Annotated in this window: 21 protein-coding genes; 11 read left to right on the forward strand and 10 right to left on the reverse strand. The window is 74.8% G+C overall.

Annotation, left to right across the window (positions count from 1 at the left end; all coding sequences use genetic code 11):
• Positions 1-107 precede the first annotated feature (107 nt).
• The 4 genes from NI25_RS09180 (at position 108) to NI25_RS09195 (ending at position 4,300) form a co-directional block, all read left to right on the forward strand.
• Entirely contained in the window at positions 108-1,493 is a 1,386-nt protein-coding gene (locus tag NI25_RS09180) for a PhoX family protein (protein ID WP_061441980.1), read from the forward strand.
• Between the two features lie 63 nt (positions 1,494-1,556).
• On the forward strand, positions 1,557-3,080 hold the full coding sequence (locus NI25_RS09185) for an FAD-dependent oxidoreductase (RefSeq protein WP_061441981.1): 1,524 nt from the start codon (positions 1,557-1,559) through the stop codon (positions 3,078-3,080).
• A gap of 89 nt (positions 3,081-3,169) precedes the next feature.
• Positions 3,170-4,042: a polysaccharide deacetylase family protein gene (locus tag NI25_RS09190; RefSeq protein WP_061441982.1), complete on the forward strand. Its 873-nt coding sequence runs from the start codon at positions 3,170-3,172 to the stop codon at positions 4,040-4,042.
• 30 nt (positions 4,043-4,072) lie between these two features.
• Positions 4,073-4,300 (forward strand): hypothetical protein, encoded by a 228-nt coding sequence (locus tag NI25_RS09195; protein ID WP_061441983.1) that lies wholly within the window; start codon positions 4,073-4,075, stop codon positions 4,298-4,300.
• Here the strand turns inward: NI25_RS09195 and NI25_RS09200 are convergent.
• On the reverse strand, positions 4,292-4,966 hold the full coding sequence (locus NI25_RS09200) for a hypothetical protein (RefSeq protein WP_061441984.1): 675 nt from the start codon (positions 4,964-4,966) through the stop codon (positions 4,292-4,294). The two genes, NI25_RS09195 and NI25_RS09200, sit on opposite strands and share 9 nt — an antisense overlap.
• Positions 4,963-5,817 (reverse strand): ABC transporter ATP-binding protein, encoded by an 855-nt coding sequence (locus NI25_RS09205; protein ID WP_061441985.1) that lies wholly within the window; start codon positions 5,815-5,817, stop codon positions 4,963-4,965. The genes NI25_RS09200 and NI25_RS09205 overlap by 4 nt, the downstream gene beginning before the upstream one ends.
• A 44-nt stretch (positions 5,818-5,861) precedes the next feature.
• Between NI25_RS09205 and NI25_RS09210 the strand changes: the two genes are divergently transcribed.
• From NI25_RS09210 to NI25_RS09225, 4 genes are all read left to right on the forward strand, one after another.
• A complete protein-coding gene (locus tag NI25_RS09210) occupies positions 5,862-6,602 on the forward strand; it encodes a peptidyl-tRNA hydrolase (protein ID WP_061441986.1) in 741 nt (246 codons plus the stop codon).
• A gap of 113 nt (positions 6,603-6,715) precedes the next feature.
• Positions 6,716-8,029 (forward strand): DUF692 domain-containing protein, encoded by a 1,314-nt coding sequence (locus tag NI25_RS09215; protein WP_061441987.1) that lies wholly within the window; start codon positions 6,716-6,718, stop codon positions 8,027-8,029.
• A 117-nt stretch (positions 8,030-8,146) separates the two neighbouring features.
• Positions 8,147-8,944 carry a TIGR04222 domain-containing membrane protein gene (locus NI25_RS09220; RefSeq protein ID WP_061441988.1) on the forward strand — a complete coding sequence of 266 codons (798 nt, stop codon included), beginning with the start codon at positions 8,147-8,149 and terminating at the stop codon, positions 8,942-8,944.
• Positions 8,945-9,058: 114 nt separating this feature from the next.
• Entirely contained in the window at positions 9,059-10,660 is a 1,602-nt protein-coding gene (locus NI25_RS09225) for an alpha/beta hydrolase (RefSeq protein WP_061441989.1), read from the forward strand.
• On the opposite strand, the gene hemQ is transcribed toward NI25_RS09225, so the two are convergent.
• Positions 10,661-11,392 (reverse strand): hydrogen peroxide-dependent heme synthase, encoded by a 732-nt coding sequence (gene hemQ, locus NI25_RS09230; RefSeq protein ID WP_030404097.1) that lies wholly within the window; start codon positions 11,390-11,392, stop codon positions 10,661-10,663.
• A 4-nt stretch (positions 11,393-11,396) separates the two neighbouring features.
• Complete coding sequence (hemG, locus tag NI25_RS09235) at positions 11,397-12,881, reverse strand: protoporphyrinogen oxidase (protein ID WP_061441990.1); 1,485 nt, start codon at positions 12,879-12,881, stop codon at positions 11,397-11,399.
• 771 nt (positions 12,882-13,652) lie between these two features.
• Here hemG and NI25_RS09240 point away from each other — a divergent pair.
• Both NI25_RS09240 and NI25_RS09245 read left to right on the forward strand, forming a co-directional pair.
• Complete coding sequence (locus NI25_RS09240) at positions 13,653-14,666, forward strand: DUF4349 domain-containing protein (protein ID WP_061441991.1); 1,014 nt, start codon at positions 13,653-13,655, stop codon at positions 14,664-14,666.
• 33 nt (positions 14,667-14,699) lie between these two features.
• Positions 14,700-16,103 (forward strand): FAD-dependent oxidoreductase, encoded by a 1,404-nt coding sequence (locus NI25_RS09245; protein WP_061446841.1) that lies wholly within the window; start codon positions 14,700-14,702, stop codon positions 16,101-16,103.
• Positions 16,104-16,131: 28 nt separating this feature from the next.
• On the opposite strand, the gene NI25_RS09250 is transcribed toward NI25_RS09245, so the two are convergent.
• On the reverse strand, positions 16,132-16,476 hold the full coding sequence (locus NI25_RS09250; protein ID WP_061441992.1) for a hypothetical protein: 345 nt from the start codon (positions 16,474-16,476) through the stop codon (positions 16,132-16,134).
• A gap of 135 nt (positions 16,477-16,611) precedes the next feature.
• Here NI25_RS09250 and NI25_RS09255 point away from each other — a divergent pair, with 135 nt between their 5' ends.
• Complete coding sequence (locus NI25_RS09255; protein WP_061441993.1) at positions 16,612-17,430, forward strand: rhomboid family intramembrane serine protease; 819 nt, start codon at positions 16,612-16,614, stop codon at positions 17,428-17,430.
• Positions 17,431-17,457: 27 nt separating this feature from the next.
• Here NI25_RS09255 and NI25_RS09260 read toward each other — a convergent pair whose 3' ends face one another.
• Genes NI25_RS09260 through NI25_RS09280 form a run of 5 tightly spaced genes read right to left on the reverse strand, consistent with a single transcriptional unit; the run spans position 17,458 to position 22,859 of the window.
• Positions 17,458-18,672 carry an MFS transporter gene (locus tag NI25_RS09260; RefSeq protein ID WP_061441994.1) on the reverse strand — a complete coding sequence of 405 codons (1,215 nt, stop codon included), beginning with the start codon at positions 18,670-18,672 and terminating at the stop codon, positions 17,458-17,460.
• Between the two features lie 6 nt (positions 18,673-18,678).
• A complete protein-coding gene (locus tag NI25_RS09265; RefSeq protein ID WP_061441995.1) occupies positions 18,679-19,257 on the reverse strand; it encodes a GNAT family N-acetyltransferase in 579 nt (192 codons plus the stop codon).
• Entirely contained in the window at positions 19,250-20,461 is a 1,212-nt protein-coding gene (locus NI25_RS09270) for a type III PLP-dependent enzyme (RefSeq protein ID WP_061441996.1), read from the reverse strand. The genes NI25_RS09265 and NI25_RS09270 overlap by 8 nt, the downstream gene beginning before the upstream one ends.
• A complete protein-coding gene (locus tag NI25_RS09275) occupies positions 20,458-21,783 on the reverse strand; it encodes a DUF6271 family protein (protein WP_061441997.1) in 1,326 nt (441 codons plus the stop codon). The genes NI25_RS09270 and NI25_RS09275 overlap by 4 nt, the downstream gene beginning before the upstream one ends.
• Positions 21,765-22,859, reverse strand: a complete 1,095-nt coding sequence (locus NI25_RS09280) for a phytanoyl-CoA dioxygenase family protein (RefSeq protein WP_061441998.1) — start codon at positions 22,857-22,859, stop codon at positions 21,765-21,767. Before NI25_RS09280 ends, NI25_RS09275 begins: the two co-directional genes overlap by 19 nt.
• Positions 22,860-22,884 lie beyond the last annotated feature (25 nt).

A 22,884-nucleotide genomic window follows, 5' to 3' on the forward strand; every position in this document is an offset into this window, starting at 1 on the left:
CGCCCGGTCCGGCGGTGACACGGGCTACACGCGTGGTTCCCGGGACTCCTGGCAGGTGATAGACACAGCGGGGTCACAGTCCTGTCCGCCAGCAGGAAGGTTTCCCCATGTCCGCAACCCGACGCCAGGTGCTGGCCCGTACCGGAGCCCTGGGCGCAGGCATCGCCTTCACCGGCGCCCTCTCCGAACTCTTCGCCGGCACCGCCGCCGCCCAGCCCGGGGGTCGCAGCGGCTACGGTCCCCTCGTCCCCGACCCCGACGGCCTGCTCGACCTGCCCAGGGGCTTCCGCTACCGCGTGCTCTCCCGCGAGGGCGACGAACTGCGCTCCGGCGAGGGCCCGGTGCCCTCCAACCACGACGGCATGTCGGCCTTCCCGGGCCGTTCCTCCGGCAGACACGGCCACGCCCACACCTACCTCGTCCGCAACCACGAGAACCGCGCCAACGGCCGCGTCCCGGTTCCCACCGTGGAGGGCCTGACGTACGACCCGGAGGGCAAGGGCGGCTGTACCGCGCTGGCGCTGGACTCCCGCAACCACGTCCTGTCCGAGCGGGTGGCGATCGCCGGTACGGCCGTCAACTGCGCGGGCGGGCACACGCCCTGGAACACGTGGCTGACCTGCGAGGAGACCGAGGACAAGGCCGGCACCAACGGCTACACCAAGGACCACGGCTTCATCTTCGAGGTCGACCCGGTCGACCCGCACCGCACCGGCGCCGTCCCGCTGACCGCGATGGGCCGCTTCCAGCACGAGGCGATCGCCGTGGACCCGCGGCGCGGTGTCGTCTACGAGACGGAGGACGCCTTCGAGCGGCCGTTCGGCCTCTTCTACCGGTTCCTGCCCCAGAAGCCGCTCGGCGGCCGGGGCTCGCTGCGGGCGGGCGGACGGCTCCAGGCGATGCGGGTGCCCGGCGTGCCCGACCTCTCCTCGATCCAGGAGACGGGCGCGACCTTCGACCGCATCGAGTGGGTGGACGTGCCCGACCCGCTGGCCGCCGAGACGCCGATCCGCTTCCAGGACTTCGGCCGGGGCGGCATCACCCACGCCCAGAAGCTGGAGGGCTGCTACTGGGGCGGGCGGAGCGTGTACTTCGTGTCGTCCTTCGCCCACAGCGACGAGGGCTCGGCCGCCGACCACTTCGGCCAGATCTGGCGCTACGACCCCGAGCGGCGCCGGCTCACCCTGGTGATCGTCTTCGGCCCGGACACCGACGTCCAGCTGCCGGGCGAGTCCCCGGACAACATCTGCCTCGCCCCCAGCGGCGGCCTGATGGTCTGCGAGGACGGCAACGGCGCCCAGCACGTCTTCGGCGTCACCCGGCGCGGGGAGGTGTACGCGATGGCCCGCGGCGCCCAGAACATCGGGACGGAGGAGGAGCCCGAGTGGGGTGAGTTCGCCGGTGTCACCTTCTCCCCCGACGGCGACACCATGTACGTCAACTGCTACACGCCCGGCACCACCTTCGCCGTGACGGGCCCCTGGCGCAGGTAGCGGCGCGGGCGGGGCGCGAGCCGTCCGGTCACTGAAGCCGCGACCTTGGGGTACCCGGGCCGCATGACTCAGAACGTGCAGGTCAACGGCTCGTACTGGCTTCAGACGGCACCGGGCGGCGCGCCCCGCCCCGCGCTCGCGGAGGATCTCGACGTCGACGTCGCCGTGATCGGCGCCGGCGTCGCGGGTCTCAGCACGGCCTGGGAGCTGGCGCGGACCGGGCGGAGCGTGGCGGTCCTGGAGGCCGGGCGGGTCGCCGCCGGAGTCACCGGGTACACCAGCGCCAAGCTGACCGTCCAGCACACCCTGGTCTACGACAAGCTGCGCCGCACCCGCGGCCCGGAGGGCGCCCGGCTGTACGCCCGCTCGCAGTCCGAGGCGATCGAGCGCGCCGCCGGGATCGTCGCCGAGCTGGGCATCGACTGCGAGTGGGAGACGCGCGACGCGTACACGTACGTCCGCGATCCGGGCCGCGTCGACGAGGTGCGGGCGGAGGCGGCCGCCGCGAAGGAGGCGGGGCTTCCGGCGTCGTTCGTGACGGAGACCGGGCTTCCGTTCCCGGTGGCGGGCGCCGTGAAGGTGACCGGACAGGCCCAGTTCCACCCCCTGAAGTACCTGCGGGCCCTCGCCGCCGACCTGGAGGCGCTCGGCGGGCGGATCTTCGAGGACACCACCGTCCAGGGCCTGGACGAGGGCGAGCCGTGCCGGGTGAAGACCGAGGCGGGAGCGACGGTCACCGCCCGGGACGTCGTGGTCGCCACGCACTACCCGATCTTCGACCGTGCCCTGCTCTTCGCCCGCCTCTCCCCGCGCCGCGAGCTGGTCGTCGCCGGGACCGTCGAGGCGGACCGCGACGTGGACGGCATGTACATCACGCCGGAGGAGAACACCCGCTCGGTGCGTACGGCGCCCCTGGACGACGCCGGCCGCCGCCTGCTCGTCGTCACCGGGGAGCACTTCACACCGGGCACCGGCGACACCCGGGAGCGCTTCGAGACCCTGGCCGCCTGGGCGGACGAGCACTTCCCCGGTGTCGAGCGCACGTACGCCTGGGCCACCCAGGACATCGACCCCACCGACACCGTGCCGATGGTGGGCCCGCTGCACCCGGGCGCGCACCACACGTACGTCGCCACGGGCTTCGGCGGCTGGGGGCTGAGCGGCGGCATGATGGCGGGCCGGCTGCTGACCGCGCAGATCTCCGGCGAGGAGTGCGCGTGGAGCGGGCTGTACGACCCGCGCCGGCTGCGCACGGCGGTGCGCGAGGCGCCGGCGCTGCTCAAGACGCAGGCGGAGGTGGCCCGGCACTTCGTCGGCGACCGGCTGCGGCCCGTGCCCCCGGTGGACGCGCTGCCGCCGGGCGAGGGCGCGGTGGTCCGGGCGGGCGGCGACCGGCTCGCCGTCTACCGGGACGAGGAGGGTGCGCTGCACGCCGTCTCGGCGCGCTGCACCCACCTGGGCTGCCTGGTCGGTTTCAACGCCGCCGAGCGCGCCTGGGAGTGCCCGTGCCACGGCTCCCGCTTCGACACGGACGGCAAGGTGATCGAGGGCCCGGCGACGAAGCCGCTGGAACGGCGGGACATCTGACACCGGGGTCTGAGCCGGGAGGGTGACCGAACCGGCACGTCAGCCCACATAGTCATACAAACAGAACATCCCACCCATACGTTCGTACGGTGATCTCTCTCGTACGACGCGCGACCGCGCTCTGTGCCCTGGGCGCCGCCCTCACCGCCTGCGGAACCACCGGTGCCGGGCAGACCCCCCGTCCCGCGCCCTCGGCCGCCGCCCCGTCCCCGTCCCCTTCCCGGACGCCCACCCTCGCGCCCGGCCCCGGGGGCCTGACCCCCGTCTTCGAGCACGGCCCCCGCGCGGACGGCACGACGGGCGGCACGAAGGACGGCAAGACGGTCGCCCTCACCTTCGACGCCGACATGACCGCCGACCAGGGGCCGCGGGCGGCCGCGGGCGAGCGGTTCGACAACCCGCGGCTGATCGCGACGCTGCGGAAGCTGAAGGTGCCGGCCACGGTCTTCATGACCGGCCGCTGGGCCGAGGAGTACCCCGCCGAGGCCCGCTCCATCGGCCGGGACCCGCAGTTCGAGATCGCCAACCACTCCTACAGCCACTACGCCTACACCGACGACTGCTACGGCCTGCCGACGGTCGCCGAGGCCGACATGCGCTCGGACCTGGAGCGCGCGTACACCGCGTTCGAGAAGGCCGGTGTACCGAACCCGATGCCGTACTTCCGCTTCCCCGGCGGCTGCTACGACGACACGGCCCTCAGGGAACTGTCGGCCACCGGGGTCACCGCCGTGCAGTGGGACGTGGTGAGCGGGGACGCCTTCGCCACGGACGCCGACGCGGTGACCCGGCAGGTCCTCGACGGGGTGCGGCCGGGTTCGGTCGTCGTCATGCACTGCACGCGCAGCGCCGCCCCGGTGACCGAGGAGGTGGTGCGGGCGGTCGTGCCCGAGCTGCGCCGCCAGGGCTACCGCTTCGTGAAGGTCTCGCAGCTGATCGGCGCCGCGAACGGGCGCGCCTGACGTTCCGCGCCGACGTCCTACGCTGGAGACATGAGCAGCGACCACGACCAAGGCCCGGACGCCTCCGGCCCCGGCTGCGAGCCCGGCGGTTACTCCCTGATCGGCACGGCGCCCCGGCCGCCCAGGGCCGACGGCCCGCCGTACGCGGACTGCGTCCTGTGCCGGGAGCCGACGGAGTACCCGGAGTCGTACAAGGGCATCACGCTCTGCCCGGTCTGCGAGTGGCAGGAGGCGCAGCGCACGGCCTGCTCAGGCTGACGACCTGCGCGAGCTGAGCGCACAGGCCGCGGCGACGGCGGCTATGGCGACGAGCGCCGCCACGGCCAGCGGCAGCAACGGCAAGGTGACCGTGCCCGACTTCGACCCCGTGACCAGGCCGCTGACCGCCGCCCGGGCCGGGGAACCGGAGGCCACCAGCGCCAGCAGGGCCGCCAGCAGCAGGGCGGGCACGGCGCGGCCGGGCGAGCGCAGCACCGGCCAGGCGGTGAGCGCGCCGACGGCGGTGCCGAGCAGGGCGCACACCAGCGCGGCGAGCAGTCCGGCGCCGCCCGCCGGGAGCAGCGGCACCCGCGTGCCGCGCCCGGTGCCGACCGGGTCGCTGATCAGCGCCACGACGACGGTCGCCGCCGCGCCCAGCACCGTCGCGGCGGCCAGCGCCACGAGCACGGCGGCCAGGTGGGCCCGCGCGGGACCGCGCGCCGCCGACACGCAGCCCCGCGCGGCGGGCGGCTCGCCGGTGACGCAGATCCGCACCAGCCAGGCCGCGACCGGCAGCAGCATGGCCGCCGCCCAGCCCAGCGAGTCCAGCACCGGCTGCCCGCCCTGCACGCCGATGCCGAGGGCGGCGGCGTACAGGACGACGGGGGGCAGCCAGCGCTGGGAGCGCAGCAGGAGCGCTGCCTGGTAGCGCAGGAGAGCGGTCATCGGCGATCCTCCGGGGCGTGCACGCTCACCACGTGCCAGGGCGGCCGGGCGGTCAGCAGCGTGCGCAGCAGGACGTCGGAGTGCGAGGCGGGGACGGCGAGCGTGTGGGAGCCGGGGCCGGTCTCCTCCACCGAGGCGGCCGTCCGGCGCGCGTCGGCGGGCAGGACGGCGCCGGGCGGACCCTGCACCCGGACCACGACCCGCGGCCCGGCCGCCACCGGTTCCGGTGCGGTACGGCGGTGCAGGGCGCCGTCGCGCACGGTGTACACGGCGTCGGCCGTTCCGGCCAGGCGGCGCGGATCGTGGTCGACGAAGACGACGGCACCGCCGGCCGCGGTGCGTTCGGCCACCGCCCGTTCCAGCTCCCCCCGCGCGTCGGTGTCGAGCCCGGTCCAGGCCTCGTCCAGAACCAGCAACTCGGGCTCGGCGAGCAGCGCCTGCGCCACCGCCACCTTCTGGCTGCTGCCCTTGGACAGCCGGGAGAGCCGTGTGTCGGCGTACCCGGCGGCCCCCAGCCGCTCCAGCCACTGCCCGGCGGCCCGGGCCGCCGCCCGCCGGGACAGCCCGTGGACGGTGCCGAGGTGGGTGAGGTACCGGGCGGCCGTGAAGGGCAGGGCGGGCGGGAAGCGCTCGGGGACGTAGGCGGTGCGGGGGCGGCCGGTGACCCGGCCCTCGGTCGGGGCGTCGATCCCGGCGAGCAGGCGCAGCAGGGTGGACTTGCCGGTGCCGTTGGCTCCCTCGACGCGGACGAGGACGCCGGGCGGCACGCCCAGGTCGACGCCGCGCAGTACCCAGGGGCCGCGGACGCCGTAGCGGCGCCCCACGCCGTCCAGCCGTAGCTCGCGTTGCATGGGGCCATCCTCTCGCGGGCGGGCGGCTTGGCAGACTGTAGGGCGTGAGCAACGACCCGACGGCACCCGTCCCCGCGCCCGTTCCCGTCCCCGACAGTCCCTTCCGTTCCGAGCCCGGCGACCGGGACCTCGCGCCGCAGTTCGTGCTGCCGCTGGTCGTGCGCATCGAGCGGGCGGCTCCCCCGGCCCGTACCGACGCGCTGGAGACCGCGGCCCGGGCGGTGCTGGTGATGCTCGGCGACGCGCGGTCGACCGGTGACGGCGAGTGGGCGCAGGCGATGCGGGACTGGCAGGACGCCCGCATCCGCAAGGTCGTCAGGCGGGCCCGGGGCGCGGAGTGGCGGCGGGCCGAGGCGCTGCCCGGCATCACGGTCACCGGCAAGGGTGCCGAGGTTCGGGTCTTCCCGCCGGTGCCGCTGGACGGCTGGCCGAAGGACCTGGCCCGGCTCCAGGTCTCCGGCACCGACCTCGACGACCCCGAGCCGCCGGCCGACGCCGACCCCACCGCGCCGGTGCTCTGGCTCAACCCCGACCTGGACATGTCGGCGGGCAAGGCGATGGCCCAGGCGGGCCACGGTGCGCAGCTCGCCTGGTGGGAACTGTCGGACGGTGAGCGGACGGCGTGGCGGGACGCGGGCTACCCGCTGTCGGTGCGCACCGCGGATCCGGACCGCTGGGCCGATCTCACCACCGGCGGCCTGCCCGTGGTGCGCGACGCCGGCTTCACGGAGATCGCGCCGGGCTCGTGCACGGTGGTCGCGGACCATCCGGCACTGAGGCGGTAGGAACCTCAGATGTTGCTCTGAACAGTCCCCGCCCGGGGTTCGGCCCGGAGCGGGTGGGCCATACCCCCGACATGTTCGCCGGAGGGGAGGCAACCATGGAGCGCATGGATCGCATGGCGCGACTGGGCACCGGCATCGGATGGCGGCCGGAGATCGCGGACGTCGTCGAGTCGATGCCCGGCATCGAGTGGGTCGAGGCCGTGTCCGAGAACCTGTGTCCCGGGCATCTGCCCGACTCGCTGCTGCGGCTGCGCGAGCGCGGGGTGACCGTCGTGCCGCACGGGGTCTCGCTCGGGCTCGGCGGCGCGGAGCGGCCGGACGCGGGCCGGCTGGCGGCGCTGGCCGAGCGGGCTCAGGTGCTCGGGTCGCCGCTGGTCACCGAGCACATCGCCTTCGTACGGGCGGGCGGCGCGCTGACCGCCTCGCCGCGGCTCGAGGCGGGCCACCTGCTGCCCGTGCCGCGCACCCGGGACGCCCTCGACGTGCTGTGCGAGAACGTGCGCGTCGCGCAGGACGCGCTGCCCGTGCCGCTCGCCGTGGAGAACATCGCGGCGCTCGTCTCCTGGCCGGACGAGGAGCTGACGGAGGGGCAGTTCCTGTACGAGCTGGCGGACCGGACCGGGGTACGGCTGCTGATCGACGTGGCGAACCTGCACACCAACCACGTCAACCTCGGCGCGGATCCGGCCGAGGCGCTCGCCGAGCTGCCGCTGGAGGCCGTCGCCTACGTCCATGTCGCGGGCGGCTTCGAGCGGGACGGCGTCTGGCACGACAGCCACGCCCACCCCGTTCCGCGGCCGGTGCTGGACATCCTGACCGACCTGGCCTCGCGCGTCGCACCGCCGGGCGTCCTGCTGGAGCGGGACGAGAACTTCCCCGACGGCGACGAGTTGCGCGGTGAGGTGGAGGCGATACGCGTCGCCGTGGAGAAGGGGCGGGCGTCGCGTACGGCGGCCACCGTGGGCCGGGCGCCCCGGCCCTCGGGTTCCGGTTCCGCCGCCGACGACGGCGTACTGCAGCGGCTCGGGCTCGCGCAGGCCGCGCTGCTGTCCGCGCTGGTCGCGGGGACACCGGTGCCCGAGGGCTTCGACCGGGTGCGGCTGGGTGTGCAGGCACGGGCACTCGCCGGGAAGCGGGCCGACGTGGTCGGCAAGGTCGCGCCCGAGCTGCCGGTGATCCTGGGCGCGCGGTACCGGCCGGCCTTCCTCGCCTACGCGCAGGGGTGCCCGATGACCGGCGGCTACCGGCGGGACGCCCTCGACTTCGTCGCGCACCTGCTGCGGACGGCTCCGGGGGAGGACGAGGACCCGGGGGTGCGGCGAGAGTTGCGGGAGTGGTGGCTGGAGCGGTCGGGGCCGGCGCCGCGGTCGACGCGTGCGGGGGCGCGGCTGGCCCGTGCGACCAGGCGTGTTCTGCTGCGCCGCTGAGCCCGGGTGCGCCCCGGCGGGACATCACCAAACGGAACGTCACATACCCACAACACCGTGTCCCGGAATGTGAACAGGGCATGGCGCCGGCGAAAGCCTTTGGCATAGAAGTACGGCATGTTCTGGGTCCTATTCCTCCTGTCGGCCTGGGCCGTCGCCGGCCTCGCGTGTCTGCGGCTGTGTCTGGCCGCCGTGCGCGCGGCGGCCGTCGACCCGCACGCCGCCGTCCGTGAGCACACGCTGACGCTGTACGAGGCGGCGTTCCTGTCCGGCGGCCCGCGGCGGGTGGCCGACCTGACGCTGGTCTCCATGGCGCGCCAGCGGCGGCTGCTGCTCGCCCACACCGGCTGGGCGACGGTCGTGGACCCGTGCGGCCGGGACGAGATGGAGCGGTCGGTCATAGGGGCGATAGGGCCCGGGGGGCAGTCCCGGATAGCGCCGGTGCGGGCCGCCGCGGCCGCCGCCGACGCGGTACGGAGCCTGGCCGACCGGCTGGTCGGGGCGGGCCTCGCCGTGCCCGAGGGCGGTGCCGACGGCGTCGCGGCCGGTGTGCGGCAGGTGAGGGCGGCCGCGGTGGCCGTGTGCGCGCTCGGCGTGGTCGCCCTGGCACTGCCGCTGCCCGCCACCGAGCCGCGCCCGCTCATCGCCCTCTGGTTCGCGCTGCCGCTCACCCTGACGCTCGGGTGCCTCGCCATCACGCGCGTGGAGATCCACCCGTACGCCCGCTGGGCCTCCCCCGCCGGGCAGCGGCTGGTCGGCGCCCTCCTCCGGCAGGCCGACGGTACGGCGGACGACCGGACCTTCCTCACCTCGGTCGCCGTGCGGGGTGTCCATGCGGTCGGCGAACCGGACCTGCGCGCGGCCTTCGCCCACCGCGAGAAGTACGCCGGGGACCGCTGGGAGCGCCAGGCCTGACCCGCCGGGGGCGTACGGGGGCACTCGGCGCCGACACCCGCGGACGGTGCTTGCCCCGCCCGGCCGCCGCACCAAACATCCCTTGTGTCACACCGTGCACCGAAGGGATACGCGATGCGAGCTGCCGCCCTCTACTCGGCCGCCGGGTCCTTGCTGCTCACCACTCTCGCCACCGCACCGGCCCAGGCGGAGCCCGCGGCCGGACCCGGGTCCGCCGAGGCGCACGGCACCGCCGTGGCCGCCCGGCGCGCGGCGGCGGCCGGGATCGAGTTCGGGGCGTGCCCGAGGGCGGAGGAGCTGCCGGACAGCATGCGCTGCGGCACGGTCACCGTGCCCCTGGACTACGCCCACCCCGACGGGAAGCGGATCGAGCTGACCGTGAGCAGGGTGCGGGCCACCCACAAGGACCCGGACGACGGCGGGCGCGAGGTGGCCGGCCAGGGCGCCCTCCTCTACAACCCGGGCGGCCCCGGCGCCTCCGGGCTCTACTTCCCGCTCGTGGGCATGGTGCCCGAGTGGAAGCGCATCGCCGCCGCCTACGACCTCGTCGGCTACGCCCCGCGCGGCGTCGCGCCCTCGGCGCCGCTGTCCTGCCAGGACCCCGGGGACTTCTTCAAGGGGCCGCGGCCCGCCCCCACGCAGCCCTCGGACGCGGACAAGGAGCGGCGCGCCGCCGAGGCCGAGGCGTACGCGCGCGACTGCGCGAAACGGGGCGGGGAGGGGCTGCGGCACTACCACTCGCTCAACAACGCCCGGGACCTGGAGGTCGTCCGCGCCGCGCTGGGCGAGCGGCGGCTCACCTTCATGGGCGCGTCGTACGGCACCTACCTCGGGGCGCTGTACGCCGAGCTGTTCCCCTCGCACGTACGGCGGATGGTGTTCGACGCGGTGGTCGACCCGGACCCGGAGCAGATCTGGTACCGCAACAACCTCGACCAGTCGGAGGCGTTCGAGGACCGCTGGGACGACTTCAAGGAGTGGGTCGCCGAGCACGACGCCGTGTACGGGCTCGGGGACACCGCGAGGAAGGTGCAGGACAGTTACGAGGAGGCGAGCGCGCGGCTGGCGGCGGAGCCCGCGGGCGGGACGGTGGGGCCCGCGCAGTTGCAGGGCGCGATGCTGAAGGCCGGGTACTACGACGACTACTGGCCGCATCGCGCCGAGGCGCTGTCGGCGTACCTGAAGGGCGATCCGCGGCCGCTGATCGACCAGGCGGGGACGCGGACCGAGGAGGGCGCCGTCGCGGCGGAGAACTCCAACGCCGTGTACACGGCCGTCGAGTGCAACGACGCGCCCTGGCCCACCGACTTCGAGGTCTGGGACCGGGACAACACGCGGCTGGCCCGCCGGGCGCCGTTCGAGACCTGGGACAACGTGTGGACGAACCTGCCGTGCGCCTACTGGCGGGTGCCCCGGCAGCAGCCGCTCGACGTGCGCACCGCGCCGGGTGAACTGGCGCCGACGCTGATCCTGGCCGCCGAACGGGACGCGGCGACGCCGTACGAGGGTGCGCTGGAGCTGCGGCGGCGGCTGTCGGGCTCGGTGCTGGTGACCGAGCGGGACGCGGGGACCCACGGCGTCGCCGCCGGGCCGAACGAGTGCGTCAACGGCCACCTGGAGGCGTACCTGCTGGAGGGCCGCCTCCCGGCGCGGGACACGTCGTGCGCCCCGCGCCCGGAACCGGAGCCGAGGCAGGCCGCGGCACCGAGGGCCTGACTAGGCGAGCCCGGCGACCAACTCGCCGATGTCCTTGCGACGCCCGGTGAAGAACGGGATCTCCTCGCGGACGTGGCGGCGGGCCTCGGAGCCGCGCAGGTGGCGCATGAGGTCGACGATGCGGTGCAGCTCGTCGGCCTCGAAGGCGAGGATCCACTCGTAGTCGCCCAGCGAGAAGGAGGCGACCGTGTTGGCGCGCACGTCCGGGTAGCCGCGGGCCATCTTGCCGTGGTCGGCGAGCATGCGGCGGCGGTCCTCGTCGGGCAGCAGGTACCAGTCGTAGGAGCGCACGAACGGGTAGACGCTGATGTAGTTGCGCGGCGTCTCGTCGGCCAGGAAGGCCGGGATGTGCGAGCGGTTGAACTCGGCGGGGCGGTGCAGCGCCATGTTCGACCAGACCGGCTCCAGCGCACGGCCCAGCTTGGTGCGGCGGAAGAGGTTGTACGCCTCCTGGAGCTGGTCGGCGGTCTCGGCGTGCCACCAGATCATCAGGTCGGCGTCCGCGCGCAGCCCGGACAGGTCGTAGGTGCCGCGGATCGTCACGTCCTTCGCGGCGAGCTGGTCGAACAGCTCCTGGACCTCGTCGGCGTACCCGGCGCGGTCCTCGGGGAGCGTGTCCTTGAGCTTGAAGACGGACCAGAGGGTGTAGCGGATGACCTCGTTGAGGTCCTTGGCCAGCTTGCCCTTGTTCGGGATCCGCTCGGCGGCGGGGGTGGAGGCGTCGTCACTCATGGCCCTATTCTCCCGCTCCGCCGTGCAGGCTCTGCACCGGGTGGGCGGTGAGCTCCTCCACACCGCGCAGGTCGCCCCGGATCTGGTCGACGGCGGCGTACGCGCTCGCGATGCTCGCCGGGATGCCGACGCCGTCGTAGGCCGCGCCGCACACCGCGAGGCCGGGGAGTTTCGCGACGTGCTCGCGGACGCGGGCCACGCGCGCGTGGTGGCCGACGGGGTACTGCGGCAGGCCGTCCTGCCAGCGGGTGACGCGGGTGGCGACCGGCGCGGCGGTCAGGCCGGTGGCCTCGGCGAGGTCGTGCCGGGAGACGGCGACGAGGCCCGCGTCGTCGCGGCCGAGGATCTCCGTGTCGCCGTACCGGCCCACCGAGGTGCGCAGGACGATCAGGTCGGGGTCCTCGTCGGCGATCCAGCCCCACTTGCGGGAGGCGAAGGTGGACGCCTTGATGGTGTGCCCGTCGACCGGCGGTACGAGGAAGCCGCTGCCCTCGGGGAGCGCGGCGGCCTCCGAGCGGCGGTAGGCGAGGGTGATCAGGGCCATCGAGGCGTACTCCACCGCCGACAGCTCGGCCGCGGCGGCGGGGGCCTCGGCACGCAGCAGCTCGGCGGCGGGGCCGGCGGGGACGGCGACGACGACCGCGTCGGCGTGCAGCTCCCGGCCCCCGGCGACGATCCGCCAGCCGTCGGAGGCGGTGCGGCGCAGCTCCGTGACGGGCGCCTGCGTGACGATCTCGCCGCCGCGCGCGCGGACCGAGTCGGCGACGGCGGGCGGGAGGGTGCCGATGCCGCCCTCGATGCCCATGAAGACCGGGCCGCTCGGCGGTGACGTGGCCGTGCGGCCCTGGAGGGCGCGGACCGCCTCGGTGAGGGAGGTGTGGGTGCGGGCGGCCTCGAAGAGCTGGGGCACGGCCGAGCGGAGCGAGATGCGGTAGGCGTCGCCCGCGTAGACGCCGCCCAGCAGGGGCTCGACGAGACGGTCGACGACCTCGCGGCCCAGGCGCGCGGCGACGTACTCCCCCACGGCCACGTCGTCGCCGACCTCGGTGCGGGGCAGCTCGGCGTCGCGCTCGATGCGGGCGAGGCCCTCCTCGGAGAGGACGCCGGACAGGGCGGCTGCGGTGCCGGGAACGCCCATGACGTGGCCCTTGGGCATGGAGCGCAGGGCGCCGCGGGTCCACAGGGAGGCCGTCGCGGTGGACGGCGGCTGGAGGCGGTCGGCGAGTCCCACGGCGCGGGCCAGGCCGACGGCCTCGGGGCGGCGGGCCAGCATCGACTCGGCGCCGAGGTCGACGCGCACGCCGGCGATCTCGCCGGGCAGCAGCTTGCCGCCGACGCGGTCGGACGCCTCCAGGACGGTCACCTCGGCGCCGCGCTCCAGGAGGCGGTGGGCGGCGGCCAGTCCGGCGATGCCGGCTCCTACGACGACTACGTGTCCGGGTCCCTGTGCCGGGGGGAACCCACCCGCCGGTGTCTCGCGTGCGCTCATGACCCCAGCGTCTCAGACGCCGCCGGCACCGCCCGTGGCCGGACGCCCCCGGCACCGGGACCGCAGCTCCCGCCCACCCCGCCCCCCACCCGACCGCCGCCACCCACCCCGACCGGCCCCGGCACGCACCCCGCCACCCACCCGGGCACGCAGCCCCACGCCCGCCCCGAACCACGAGAAGACCGCCCACCCCCGCCACACACCCCGACATCCGCCCCACCCGGCCCCGGCACGCACCCCGCCCTCCGCACCGCCTCGTCGTCCAGCCCCGCGTCGGCCCGGGGTGCGTACCCTCACCCGGACCCAGCACGCACCCCGCCACCCACCCGGGCACGCAGCCCCACGCCCGCCCCGGACCACGAGAAGACCGCCCGCCCCCGCCACGCACCCCGACATCCGCCCCGCCCGGCCCCGGCACGCACCCCGCCCTCCGCACCGCCTCGTCGTCCAGCCCCGCGTCGGCCCGGGGTGCGTACCCTCACCCGGACCCAGCACGCACCCCGCCACCCACCCGGACATCCGCCCCGCCCGGCCCCGCCATGCGCCCCGGCGACCGCCTCGTCGTCCAGCCCCGCGTCGGCCCGGGGCGCGTACCCTCACCCGCCCCGCATCGGCCCGGCGCGCGTCGCGGCGGCCAGGCATGTGTACGTCCTCCGCCTCCGCCCCGCGAGTCCGGACCGTGATCTCTTCGGAACCGTTCCGCGCCGTCGTGTGCGCCCCTGCGCGCGTCGTAGAGGCATCAGGCCCGACACAGCCCCGGGGGGACCCACGATGCAGGCACGACGAGCGACGACACGACGAGCGGCGGCCCGGAGCGCTGCCCCACCCGCCCGTGCCCTGGCCGGCCTGCTGCTGGTCACGGCGCTCGCCCTCACCGGCTGCAGCGCCTCGGACGCCGGCTCCGACGCGGGCGGCAAGGCCGAGGCGGCCGCGCCGCAGCAGGGCTCGCAGGGCGCCGGGTCCCAGGCCGACGGCCGGGCGGGCGCCGCCGGTGAGGCCGGGGCCGAGGGCGCCGGGGCGAGCGCGCCGCCGAAGCTCGCCCCGACCCACATCATCCGCACCGTCTCGCTGAGCGTGCAGGTCGAGGACACGCCCAAGGCGCTCGACGCGGCCCGCACCGCGACGGAGAACGCGGGCGGTTACGTCGGTGACGAGAGCACCACCCGGGACTCGGAGGGCCACGAGCGGACCGAGGTGACGCTGCGCGTGCCCGTGGAGCGTTACGAGGACGTGCTGGACGAACTGGAGGGCGCCGGGAAGCTGCTCAGCCGCAAGGCGAAGGCCGAGGACGTCACCGACCAGGTGGTGGACGTGGACAGCCGCGTAAAGTCGCAGCGCGCCAGCGTGGCCCGCGTCCGCGAGCTGATGGACCGGGCGACGGAGCTGGACGACGTGGTGACCCTGGAGGGCGAGCTGAGCACGCGTCAGGCGGAGCTGGAGGCGCTGCTCGCCCGGCAGGCGGCGCTGAAGGACCGCACGAGCCTGGCCACCGTCACCCTCTCCCTGTCGGAGACGCCGGTGAGGCATGTCGAAAAGACGGAGGACGAGGACCCCGGGTTCGTGGACGCCCTGGCCGGCGGCTGGGACGCCTTCGTGACGATGCTGCGCTGGCTGGCGGTGGTGCTCGGCGCTGTGCTGCCGTTCGCGGCGGTGGCGGCGCTGCTCGCGCTGCTGTGGCTGCGGGTCGTACGCCCCCGGCTGCCGCGCCGTCCGGTGGCGGCCCCGGCCCCCGCGGCGCCGCGTGCGCAGGCGCCGCACGGTGAGGAGCCCGGCGGACAGGACTGAAATGCCCCGCCCCCGTAGCGTGTTCGCATGAGCATGGGCATGAGCGAGGGCGCCGCGGGCGGTAGCAGGGAACGACTGGTCGTCATCGGCGGCGACGCCGCGGGGATGTCCGCGGCGTCGCAGGCGCGTCGGATGAAGGGACCGGACGAGCTGGAGATCGTGGCGTTCGAGCGCGGGCACTTCAGCTCGTTCTCGGCGTGCGGCATCCCGTACTGGGTCGGCGGCGACGTGACCGACCGGGACGCGCTGATCGCGCGCACGCCCGAGGAGCACCGCGCCCGGGACATCGACCTCAGGATGCGCACCGAGGTCACGGAGATCGACGTGGCCGGCGGGCGGGTACGCGCGCGTGACGTCGATTCCGGCGCCGAGTCCTGGACGTCGTACGACAAGCTGGTGATCGGGACCGGGGCGCGCCCGATCCGGCCGGAGCTGCCGGGCGTCGACGCGCCCGGTGTGCACGGGGTGCAGACGCTGGACGACGGGCAGGCGCTGCTCGACACGCTGGCACGCACGCGTGGCCGTCGCGCGGTGGTCGTCGGTGCCGGGTACATCGGCGTGGAGATGGCCGAGGCGCTGATCAACCGCGGTTACGAGGTGACGGTCGTCAACCGCGGCCGGGAGCCGATGGCGACGCTCGACCCCGACATGGGCCGCATGGTGCACGCGGCGATGGAGGGCCTCGGCATCACCATGGTGAACGGCGCCGAGGTCACCAAGGTGCTGACCGGCGACGACGGCCGGGTCCGTGCGGTGGCCACGGAGGACGCCGAGTTCCCGGCGGACGTGGTGGTGCTCGGCATCGGGGTGCGCCCGGAGACGGGGCTCGCCCGGGCCGCGGGGCTGCCGCTCGGCGCGCACGGCGGGCTGCTGACCGACCTGGGGATGCGGGTGCGCGGCCACGAGAACATCTGGGCGGGCGGCGACTGCGTGGAGGTGCTCGACCTGGTCTCCGGGCGGGAGCGGCACATTCCGCTGGGCACGCACGCCAACAAGCACGGGCAGGTCATCGGCACCAACGTGGGCGGCGGCTACGCCACCTTCCCGGGCGTGGTCGGCACGGCGGTCAGCAAGGTGTGCGATCTGGAGATCGCGCGGACCGGTCTCAGGGAGAAGGACGCGCTGCGGGCGGGGCTGCGGTTCGTGACGGCGACCATCGAGTCCACCAGCCGTGCGGGCTACTACCCCAACGCCTCCCCCATGACGGTGAAGATGCTGGCGGAACGGCGCACCGGGCGGCTGCTGGGCGTGCAGATCGTCGGCCGTGAGGGCGCGGGCAAGCGGGTCGACATCGCCGCGGTGGCCCTCACGGCCGGGATGACGGTCGAGCAGATGACCGCCCTGGACCTGGGCTACGCGCCGCCCTTCTCCCCGGTGTGGGACCCGGTGCTGGTGGCCGCCCGCAAGGCGGTGCGGGCGGTCGAGGAGCAGCGCTGAGCGATGACGCCGAGCAGGGTGCCGGGCCCTACGCCGTGCCGTTGATGCGGTCGATGGCCTGCCGTGCCTGCTCGGCCGGGGGCCGGGACGGCAGGGAGGACACGGAGGCCGGGCCGGTCGCCGGCACGGGGGCGCTCACCGCGGGCGGCTGCTCACCGGCCGGCCTGGCGTGGGACGCGGCCCGCGCGGAGCGCAGCCGGTGGCTCACCGCCTCGTCCAGTGTCACCGGCCGCTGCGTCTGCGCGGCCAGCCGTCCCGCCTCCTGGCCGAGCCGGGCGACGTCCTCCCAGGGCAGCCGCAGCACGAGGGCGACCTCGGCCTCGCCGTCGGGCAGGGCGTGCAGCGCCGGAGCCGGTGTGACCCGTTCGTTCATCGCCTGATCCTCACGTCGTCCCCGCGCCCCGCCTTGCCCGGGCCGCGGGCGGTTGAGAGGGCATACGTACACACGGACGGGGGCGTTCAACGGGGCGGACCGATTCGCCGTCCGCGGGGCGGGCAGTAGTGACTCGTGGTCATCCCCGTCCATGACGTGAACCCGGCGCGCCGCACCCCGTGGGTGACGTACGCCCTGATCCTCGCGAACGTGCTGGTGTTCCTGTTCACCCCCGGCATGACCGGGTCGGCGACGGGCGACGGCAGCCTGGCGCAGATGTGCGACCTCCAGGCGTTCCTGGACCACTGGGCGGCGGTGCCGCAGGAGCTGCTCCAGCACCGGATGCCGCGCCTGGTGCCCACCGGCGCCGTGGGGGTCGGCCCGCGGGGTCCGGGCTGCGTGGTCGCGCCGCCGGGCTACGACAAGTCGCCGGAGCTGAGCGTCCTGACGGCGATGTTCCTGCACGGCGGCTGGCTGCACCTGCTGGGCAACATGCTGTTCCTGTGGATCTTCGGCAACAACGTCGAGGACCGGATGGGCCACGTCCCCTTTCTGCTCTTCTACGGCGTCTGCGGCTACGCGGCCACCTACGGCTTCGCCCTGCTCAACGCAGACTCGGGCGCCCCGCTGATCGGCGCGTCGGGCGCGATCGCCGGGGTGCTCGGCGCCTATCTGGTGCTGTATCCGAGGGCCCGCGTCTGGGTCCTGGTCCCCTTCCTGATCTTCCTGCCGCTGCGGTTGCCGGCCTGGCTGGTGCTGGGCTTCTGGTTCGCGCTCCAGGCGGTCTACTCCTCCGGCGGCGCCGTCTCCGACGCGGGCACCGTGGCGTACGTGGCCCACGTCGTCGGCTTCGTCGTCGGCATGCTGATCGCCTGGCCGCTCCGGCGGGGCACCCCTCCCCCGCCGGAGCCGCGCGGGCTGCTGTTCGGCAGGCGGGCGCGGCCCGGGTGGTGAGCGGCGGGCACGGCGTGCCGCGTACGGTCAGGCCGGGGCCGCCTCGCTCTGCGCGACGGGCGCCGGGGCGGTCCAGCGGATGCGGGTGCTGCACAGCGCGACGGCGCCCGCCGAGGCGGCGACGGCGCCCATGCCCCAGGCCAGGCCGCTCGCGCCGGCGATGAAGCCGATGAGGGGCGGGCCGGCCAGCAGCCCCGTGGTGCCCATGGCGGCGACCAGCGTCAGCGCGTCCGAGCCCTGCCGGGCGGCGGCGGCGTAGACGCAGGGGGTCACGGCGGCGATGCCCAGGCCCATGCAGGCGAAGCCCGCGAGGGCCGGTGCGACGCCGCCGCTGACGAGCGCGACGGCGAGTCCGGTACCGGCCACGGCGCTGCCGAGGAGAACGACCCGTCCGTCGCCCCAGCGGCTGCGCCAGCCGTCGGCGAAGAGGCGGGCGACGACCATCATCCCGGACACCACGGCGATGCCGAGCGGGGCGAGTTCCGCCGACGCCTTGGCGACGTCCTTGAGGTAGAGGGCGGACCAGTCGTTCATGGCACCCTCGGCGACCGTGCCGAAGACCATGGCACAGCACATCCACAGGGTCAGGCGGGAGGGGACGCTCCAGCGGCGCCGTTCGGGCTTCGGCTCGGCGGGAGTCTGCGCGGGGGCCGGGTCCGTCCCGTCGGGCGCGGTCTCCTCGTCGAGGAGTCCGGTGCGTGCCGTGGCGCCCAGTACGACGAGCAGGGCGACGGCGACCGCGAAGTGCGCCGTGACCGATTCGGTGGCGGCGGTCATGCCGGAGGCGAGCAGGGCCGCGAGCAGGGAGCCGGCGCTGAAGACGGCGTGCAGCCTCGCCATCGTGTTGCGTGCGTGCCGTGCCTCCAGGGCCGCTCCCTGCGCGTTCATGGCCACGTTCAGGCAGCCGACGAGGACGCCGTCGACGCACATCACCAGCAGGGCCACGGGGTAGTCGGGAGCCGCCGCCAGGGCGAGCAGCAGCAGGGCCAGGCCCAGTTGGGACAGCAGCGCGAGCCGGCGGGAACCCATGCGGCGCATCAGCCAGGCGACCGCCGGGAAGGACACCGCCGCGCCGATCCCCGCGGCCATCAGGAGCACCCCCACCTCGGCCGCGCTCAGGTCCAGGTCGGCCTTGACGGCCGGGATGCGCGCGGCCCAGGTGGCGTACTGGAAGCCGAGGGACAGGAACAGCGCGGCGATGGCCAACTGGCCGCGCAGGAGGGGGTCGTGGAGTCTGAACACGCGCAATCAGCTCACTTCGCGCAGGGTGGGTTCGGGCGGGGAGAGGGACGGGCGGGCACGGGCCCGGGGGGCGGCCGCCACCGGTTTGGACATGTAGACGGCGCCGCCTCCGTACGCGTCGCCGGGCACCACGCCCGGCTCGGGCACGAAGCCGCGCGCCGACCAGAAACGCTCGGTGCCGCCCACGGCGACCAGGGAGATCCGCTGGTCCCCGCGGGCCCGGGCGGTGCCGGTGAGGTGGTGCAGGAGGTGCCGGGCGAGTCCTTGGCGGCGCAGGCCCGGGGCGACGACGATGTCGTGCAGGTGGAGGTTGCCCGGCGGGAAGGCGGACGGCTCTCCCGGCGGTCCCTCCGGCCGCGCCAGGTCCGGGTAGCGGTGCGGCGCATACGGCAGCGCGAGCACGTAGCCGGCCGTACGGGCGCCGACGTCCACGACGAAGCAGGTGTCCGGCGACACCGCCGCCCTGGACTGCAGCGCGGCGCGGCCCTCCGACAGGCCGAGGCCGGTGTAGGCGTCCCGTTCCAGCGCCGCGACCGCGTCCCAGTCGCCGTCGGCGAGGGGGCGTACGCGTACGGGGTCAGTCATCGGCGCCGGCCCCCTCCGGGCGGTCCGCCCAGGCGTGAGGGAGCGGGGCGAAGCCGTTGAAGCCCAGGGTCGTGTAGCTGGTCGCGTAGGCGCCGCAGGACAGCACCCAGACCGGGTCGCCGGAGGCCAGCGTCGCGGGCACCGGGACCAGTCCCTCCTCGTGGGAGTAGGCGTCGTCGCTGTCGCAGGTGGGTCCGGCGACGACGGCGGGGACGTACGGGCCGTCGGGGTGGTGGCCCGGGAAGACCAGCCGGTACTGCAGGGCGTCCATCTCGTACAGGCCGTTGAACTTGCCGCAGCTCAGGTACAGCCAGTGCTGCCGTTCGCCGCCCGCCGCCCGGCGTTCGGTGAGGCGGGTGACGTGGGCGCGGATCGCGCCGTGGTCGGCGACGAGGTGGCGGCCGGGTTCGACGACGAAGTCCAGGGGGCCGCCGTGGATCCGGCGCAGCTCGTCCATGCCCTCCCGGATCACCGCGAAGATCTTGTCCAGCGGCGGGTCGAGGGGGGTGCCGCGCCGGTCGCGGTAGCCGAGGGCGGGCAGGCCGCCGCCGAGGTTGACGTGGTCGACGCGGATGCCGCGCCGGCCGAGGGCGCGCAGCACGTCGCCCAGGTCCTCGGCGGCGGCGTGCCACCCCTCCCCGGTCATCTGCTGGGAGCCGACGTGCACGGACAGGCCCGCGGGCACGAGCCCGGCGTCGCGGGCCGCCTCCAGCACCCGGACGGCGTCGCCGGGCGGGCAGCCGAACTTGTCGCTCAGCCCCCACACCGCGCCCGCGCCCCCGGTCGCCACCCGGCAGAAGACGCGGGCGCCGGGGGCGTGTTCGGCGAGGGCGGCCACGTCCTGGACGCTGTCGGTGGCGAAGGTGCGCACGCCGATCCGGTACGCCTCGGCGATGTTCCGGTCGGACTTGACGGTGTTGCCGTAGTGCACGCGGCCGACCGGTACCCCGGCCCGCAGTGCCTGTTCGACCTCGCCGGGACTGGCCGCGTCGGCACCGGCGCCCCGGCGGGCCAGGGCGGTCAGGACCTCGTCGAGCGGGCAGGCCTTCATCGCGAACCGCACCTGTACACCGGGGAGTTCGCGGCGCAGGGCGTCGTGGCGCGCCTCGATGCCGGCGAGGTCGTACACGAGCCGGTCCTCGGTGGCGGCGGCAAGGGCGGCGGCGAGGGGCGCGCTGAGGCCATCGGCCGTCGGCGCGCTCACCGCGGGTGTCCCTCGGGCAGTTCGACGGGGGTGGCTTTGGCGGCGGTCACCATGCCCTCCCACGCCTCCGTGAGCAGGGCGAAGTCCGCCATGTCGTCGCGTGCCTCGTCGAGGAGGCGTGCGCGGCGGGCGGCCAGGTGGTCGGCGACGTCGGCGTATGCGCCGCCGAGCCGTCGGTGGGCGGTGTCGAGGGCGTCGAGTCTGCGGACGTTCTCGGCGGGGTCGAGGCCGGTGCTCTCGCGGGCCAGGGCGGCGACGGCAGCGGGGCGGGCTCGGCCGTGCTCGTCCAGCAGGGTGTCGCCCGCCTCGGCCATGCGGTCGTAGACGTGGTGGAAGTAGAGCATCGACAGCAGGAACTTGGCGAAGCGGGTCTGGTAGGCCAGGAAGCCGGTTCCCGTCCGGCGTTCCCCGGTGTAGTAGTTGACGATGTTGCGGTTGTGCAGCACGCCGGGCAGCCGGGCGTCGTGCACGAGGTGGATGAGGAAGTAGTCGCTGCCGATGGTGTCCCGGGCGGGCGGCAGCGGCACGCGTTCGGTGACCGTCGCGGCGTGGAAGGCGATGTTGCACATGTCCACGCGCATCGGGTCGACCACCGTCAGCGTCGCGCGGTCGGCCGTGAAGGGTTCGGTGCCGGCGCCGGTGAACGACTCCTCGACCAGCTCGCGTTTCCGTTCGGCGGACCAGTGCTCGGGTGCCCAGAGGGAGACGACGTCGCGGTACACGTCGGGGTCGGCGTCCCGTATCCGGGCGATGTCGACGGAGAGTTCGCCCACGAAGGAGCTGCCGACCATGGCGACCCGCCGCTCCATCAGGTGCTCCGGCAGCGCCGACTCCGTGACACCGGCCACCGCGTCGGCGGCGCGTGCGCCGAGGGACAGCAGCTCGTGGTGGACGGGGAAGACCGTACGGCCGTCGACGCGCTGGTAGCGGCTGTCGGAGTCCCTGCGGTGGACGGAGTCGCAGCCGAGCGCGGCCGCGATCAGGAAGGCGCGGTTGGTGCAGGCACCGTAGGACAGCCCGTCGGGGAGCATCAGGTCGAGGAGCAGTTCGGGCTTGGTGCTGCCGGAGCGTGCCGTCACCCGGGTGAGGAAGTCGCGCTGGGCGGCCTCGTCGAGGTGGTGGGCGGTGATCCGGGGGTGGTCGGGCAGTCGCCGCAAGGCGTCGGTGTGGGCGGCGCGGTCCTCGGGCGGGCAGGAGTCGAGGACGAGCAGGTGGACATCGATGTCGAAGTGGCCGGCGGCGTAGGCGGCTTCCTCGCCGAGGGCCGTGATCGTCTCCGGGCAGTGCCGGTTGGTGGGGAGGGTCAGGCAGATACGGCGCATGCGGCGTCCCCGGTGCCCTCGTCGGTCGCCTCGTTCGTGTCGCCGCCGTTGGTCGCGGCGTCCGCGTGCCAGGACGTGAGGCCCAGCAACTTTGCGCCGAGCTCGGTCAGTTCGGCGGGGCCGTACCGCTCCGACTCGGGGCGTCGGGCGTCGCCGAGAAGGGTGGCGTTCCAGTCCGGGGTGGCGAGGGTGCGCCAGGAGTCGACACGGGAGTCGCGCAGGGTGCGGTGGGTCTCCAGGGCGGGCATCATCGACAGGTACTGGACCGCTCGGACGCCCTCGCCGGAGACGTTGGGTGCGACGCCGTGGGCCAGCAGGCCGTTCCAGATGAGCAGGTCGCCGGCCTCCAGGTCGGGCCGTACGACGGGCATGTCCTCGCGGTCGATCGCGGGCCGGATGGGGTCGCGGTCGTCGGGCTGGAGGGCCTTCCAGCGGTCGAAGCGGCGGAACAGCTCGGGGCAGCACTGGAAGCCGCCGTGGTCGGGCTTGGTGTCGTTGAGCGCGATGATGCCCTGGACGCGCTGCGGCAGGACGCCCTGGGAGGTGTCGACGTCCCAGTGCAGTTCGATGTCGAAGCCGCGGTCGGGCTTGTCGATGAGCGCGCGGTCGCGGTTGCCGACGTTGGGCGGGTTGAGGTTGAGCCGGTCCAGGGTGACCCACAGCTCCTCGCAGTCCCACACGTCGACGAAGGCGTCGTAGACGCGCTGGGTCTGGCGGCTGTCCCAGATGAGCTGGTGGTGGTAGGCCTCGACGAAGCCGTAGATGTGCAGCTCGCGGTCGAGGTCGGAGCGGTACTCGCGGTCCTGGTACCAGGTGTCGGGACGTTCGGGGTCGAGTCCCTGGAACTCCCAGGCGAAGTCGAGCAGTCGGCGCGCGGAGTCGGCGGGTATGGCCTCCTTCACCACGACGTAGCCGTACGTCTGCCAGTGGGCGAAGTCCTCCTCGGACAGCACCCGCAGCGGCCGTGTCTTGCGGAGGTCGCGCAACTGGGTGCGGGCCAGGTAGGTGTCGGCGTCCGCGCTGAAGTAGGGCAGGTCCGACGGGGCTCGGTGGAGGTAGGAATCGGGCGTCGCCATGTGGTGCTCCAGATCCTCGCCGTCG

The organism is Streptomyces sp. CCM_MD2014 (assembly GCF_000772045.1).
GTDB classification, from domain to species: domain Bacteria; phylum Actinomycetota; class Actinomycetes; order Streptomycetales; family Streptomycetaceae; genus Streptomyces; species Streptomyces salinarius.

Bases quoted from the DNA above. Each gene is read 5' to 3' on its own strand.
- hemG (WP_061441990.1), bottom strand. From the start codon at position 12,881: ATGAGCGCACGCGAGACACCGGCGGGTGGGTTCCCCCCGGCACAGGGA.
- NI25_RS09185 (WP_061441981.1), top strand. From the start codon at position 1,557: ATGACTCAGAACGTGCAGGTCAACGGCTCGTACTGGCTTCAGACGGCA.
- NI25_RS09265 (WP_061441995.1), bottom strand. From the start codon at position 19,257: ATGACTGACCCCGTACGCGTACGCCCCCTCGCCGACGGCGACTGGGAC.
- hemQ (WP_030404097.1), bottom strand. From the start codon at position 11,392: ATGAGTGACGACGCCTCCACCCCCGCCGCCGAGCGGATCCCGAACAAG.
- NI25_RS09225 (WP_061441989.1), top strand. From the start codon at position 9,059: ATGCGAGCTGCCGCCCTCTACTCGGCCGCCGGGTCCTTGCTGCTCACC.
- NI25_RS09250 (WP_061441992.1), bottom strand. From the start codon at position 16,476: ATGAACGAACGGGTCACACCGGCTCCGGCGCTGCACGCCCTGCCCGAC.
- NI25_RS09200 (WP_061441984.1), bottom strand. From the start codon at position 4,966: ATGACCGCTCTCCTGCGCTACCAGGCAGCGCTCCTGCTGCGCTCCCAG.
- NI25_RS09180 (WP_061441980.1), top strand. From the start codon at position 108: ATGTCCGCAACCCGACGCCAGGTGCTGGCCCGTACCGGAGCCCTGGGC.
- NI25_RS09205 (WP_061441985.1), bottom strand. From the start codon at position 5,817: ATGCAACGCGAGCTACGGCTGGACGGCGTGGGGCGCCGCTACGGCGTC.
- NI25_RS09240 (WP_061441991.1), top strand. From the start codon at position 13,653: ATGCAGGCACGACGAGCGACGACACGACGAGCGGCGGCCCGGAGCGCT.
- NI25_RS09280 (WP_061441998.1), bottom strand. From the start codon at position 22,859: ATGGCGACGCCCGATTCCTACCTCCACCGAGCCCCGTCGGACCTGCCC.
- NI25_RS09275 (WP_061441997.1), bottom strand. From the start codon at position 21,783: ATGCGCCGTATCTGCCTGACCCTCCCCACCAACCGGCACTGCCCGGAG.
- NI25_RS09215 (WP_061441987.1), top strand. From the start codon at position 6,716: ATGGCGCGACTGGGCACCGGCATCGGATGGCGGCCGGAGATCGCGGAC.
- NI25_RS09245 (WP_061446841.1), top strand. From the start codon at position 14,700: ATGGGCATGAGCGAGGGCGCCGCGGGCGGTAGCAGGGAACGACTGGTC.
- NI25_RS09195 (WP_061441983.1), top strand. From the start codon at position 4,073: ATGAGCAGCGACCACGACCAAGGCCCGGACGCCTCCGGCCCCGGCTGC.
- NI25_RS09220 (WP_061441988.1), top strand. From the start codon at position 8,147: ATGTTCTGGGTCCTATTCCTCCTGTCGGCCTGGGCCGTCGCCGGCCTC.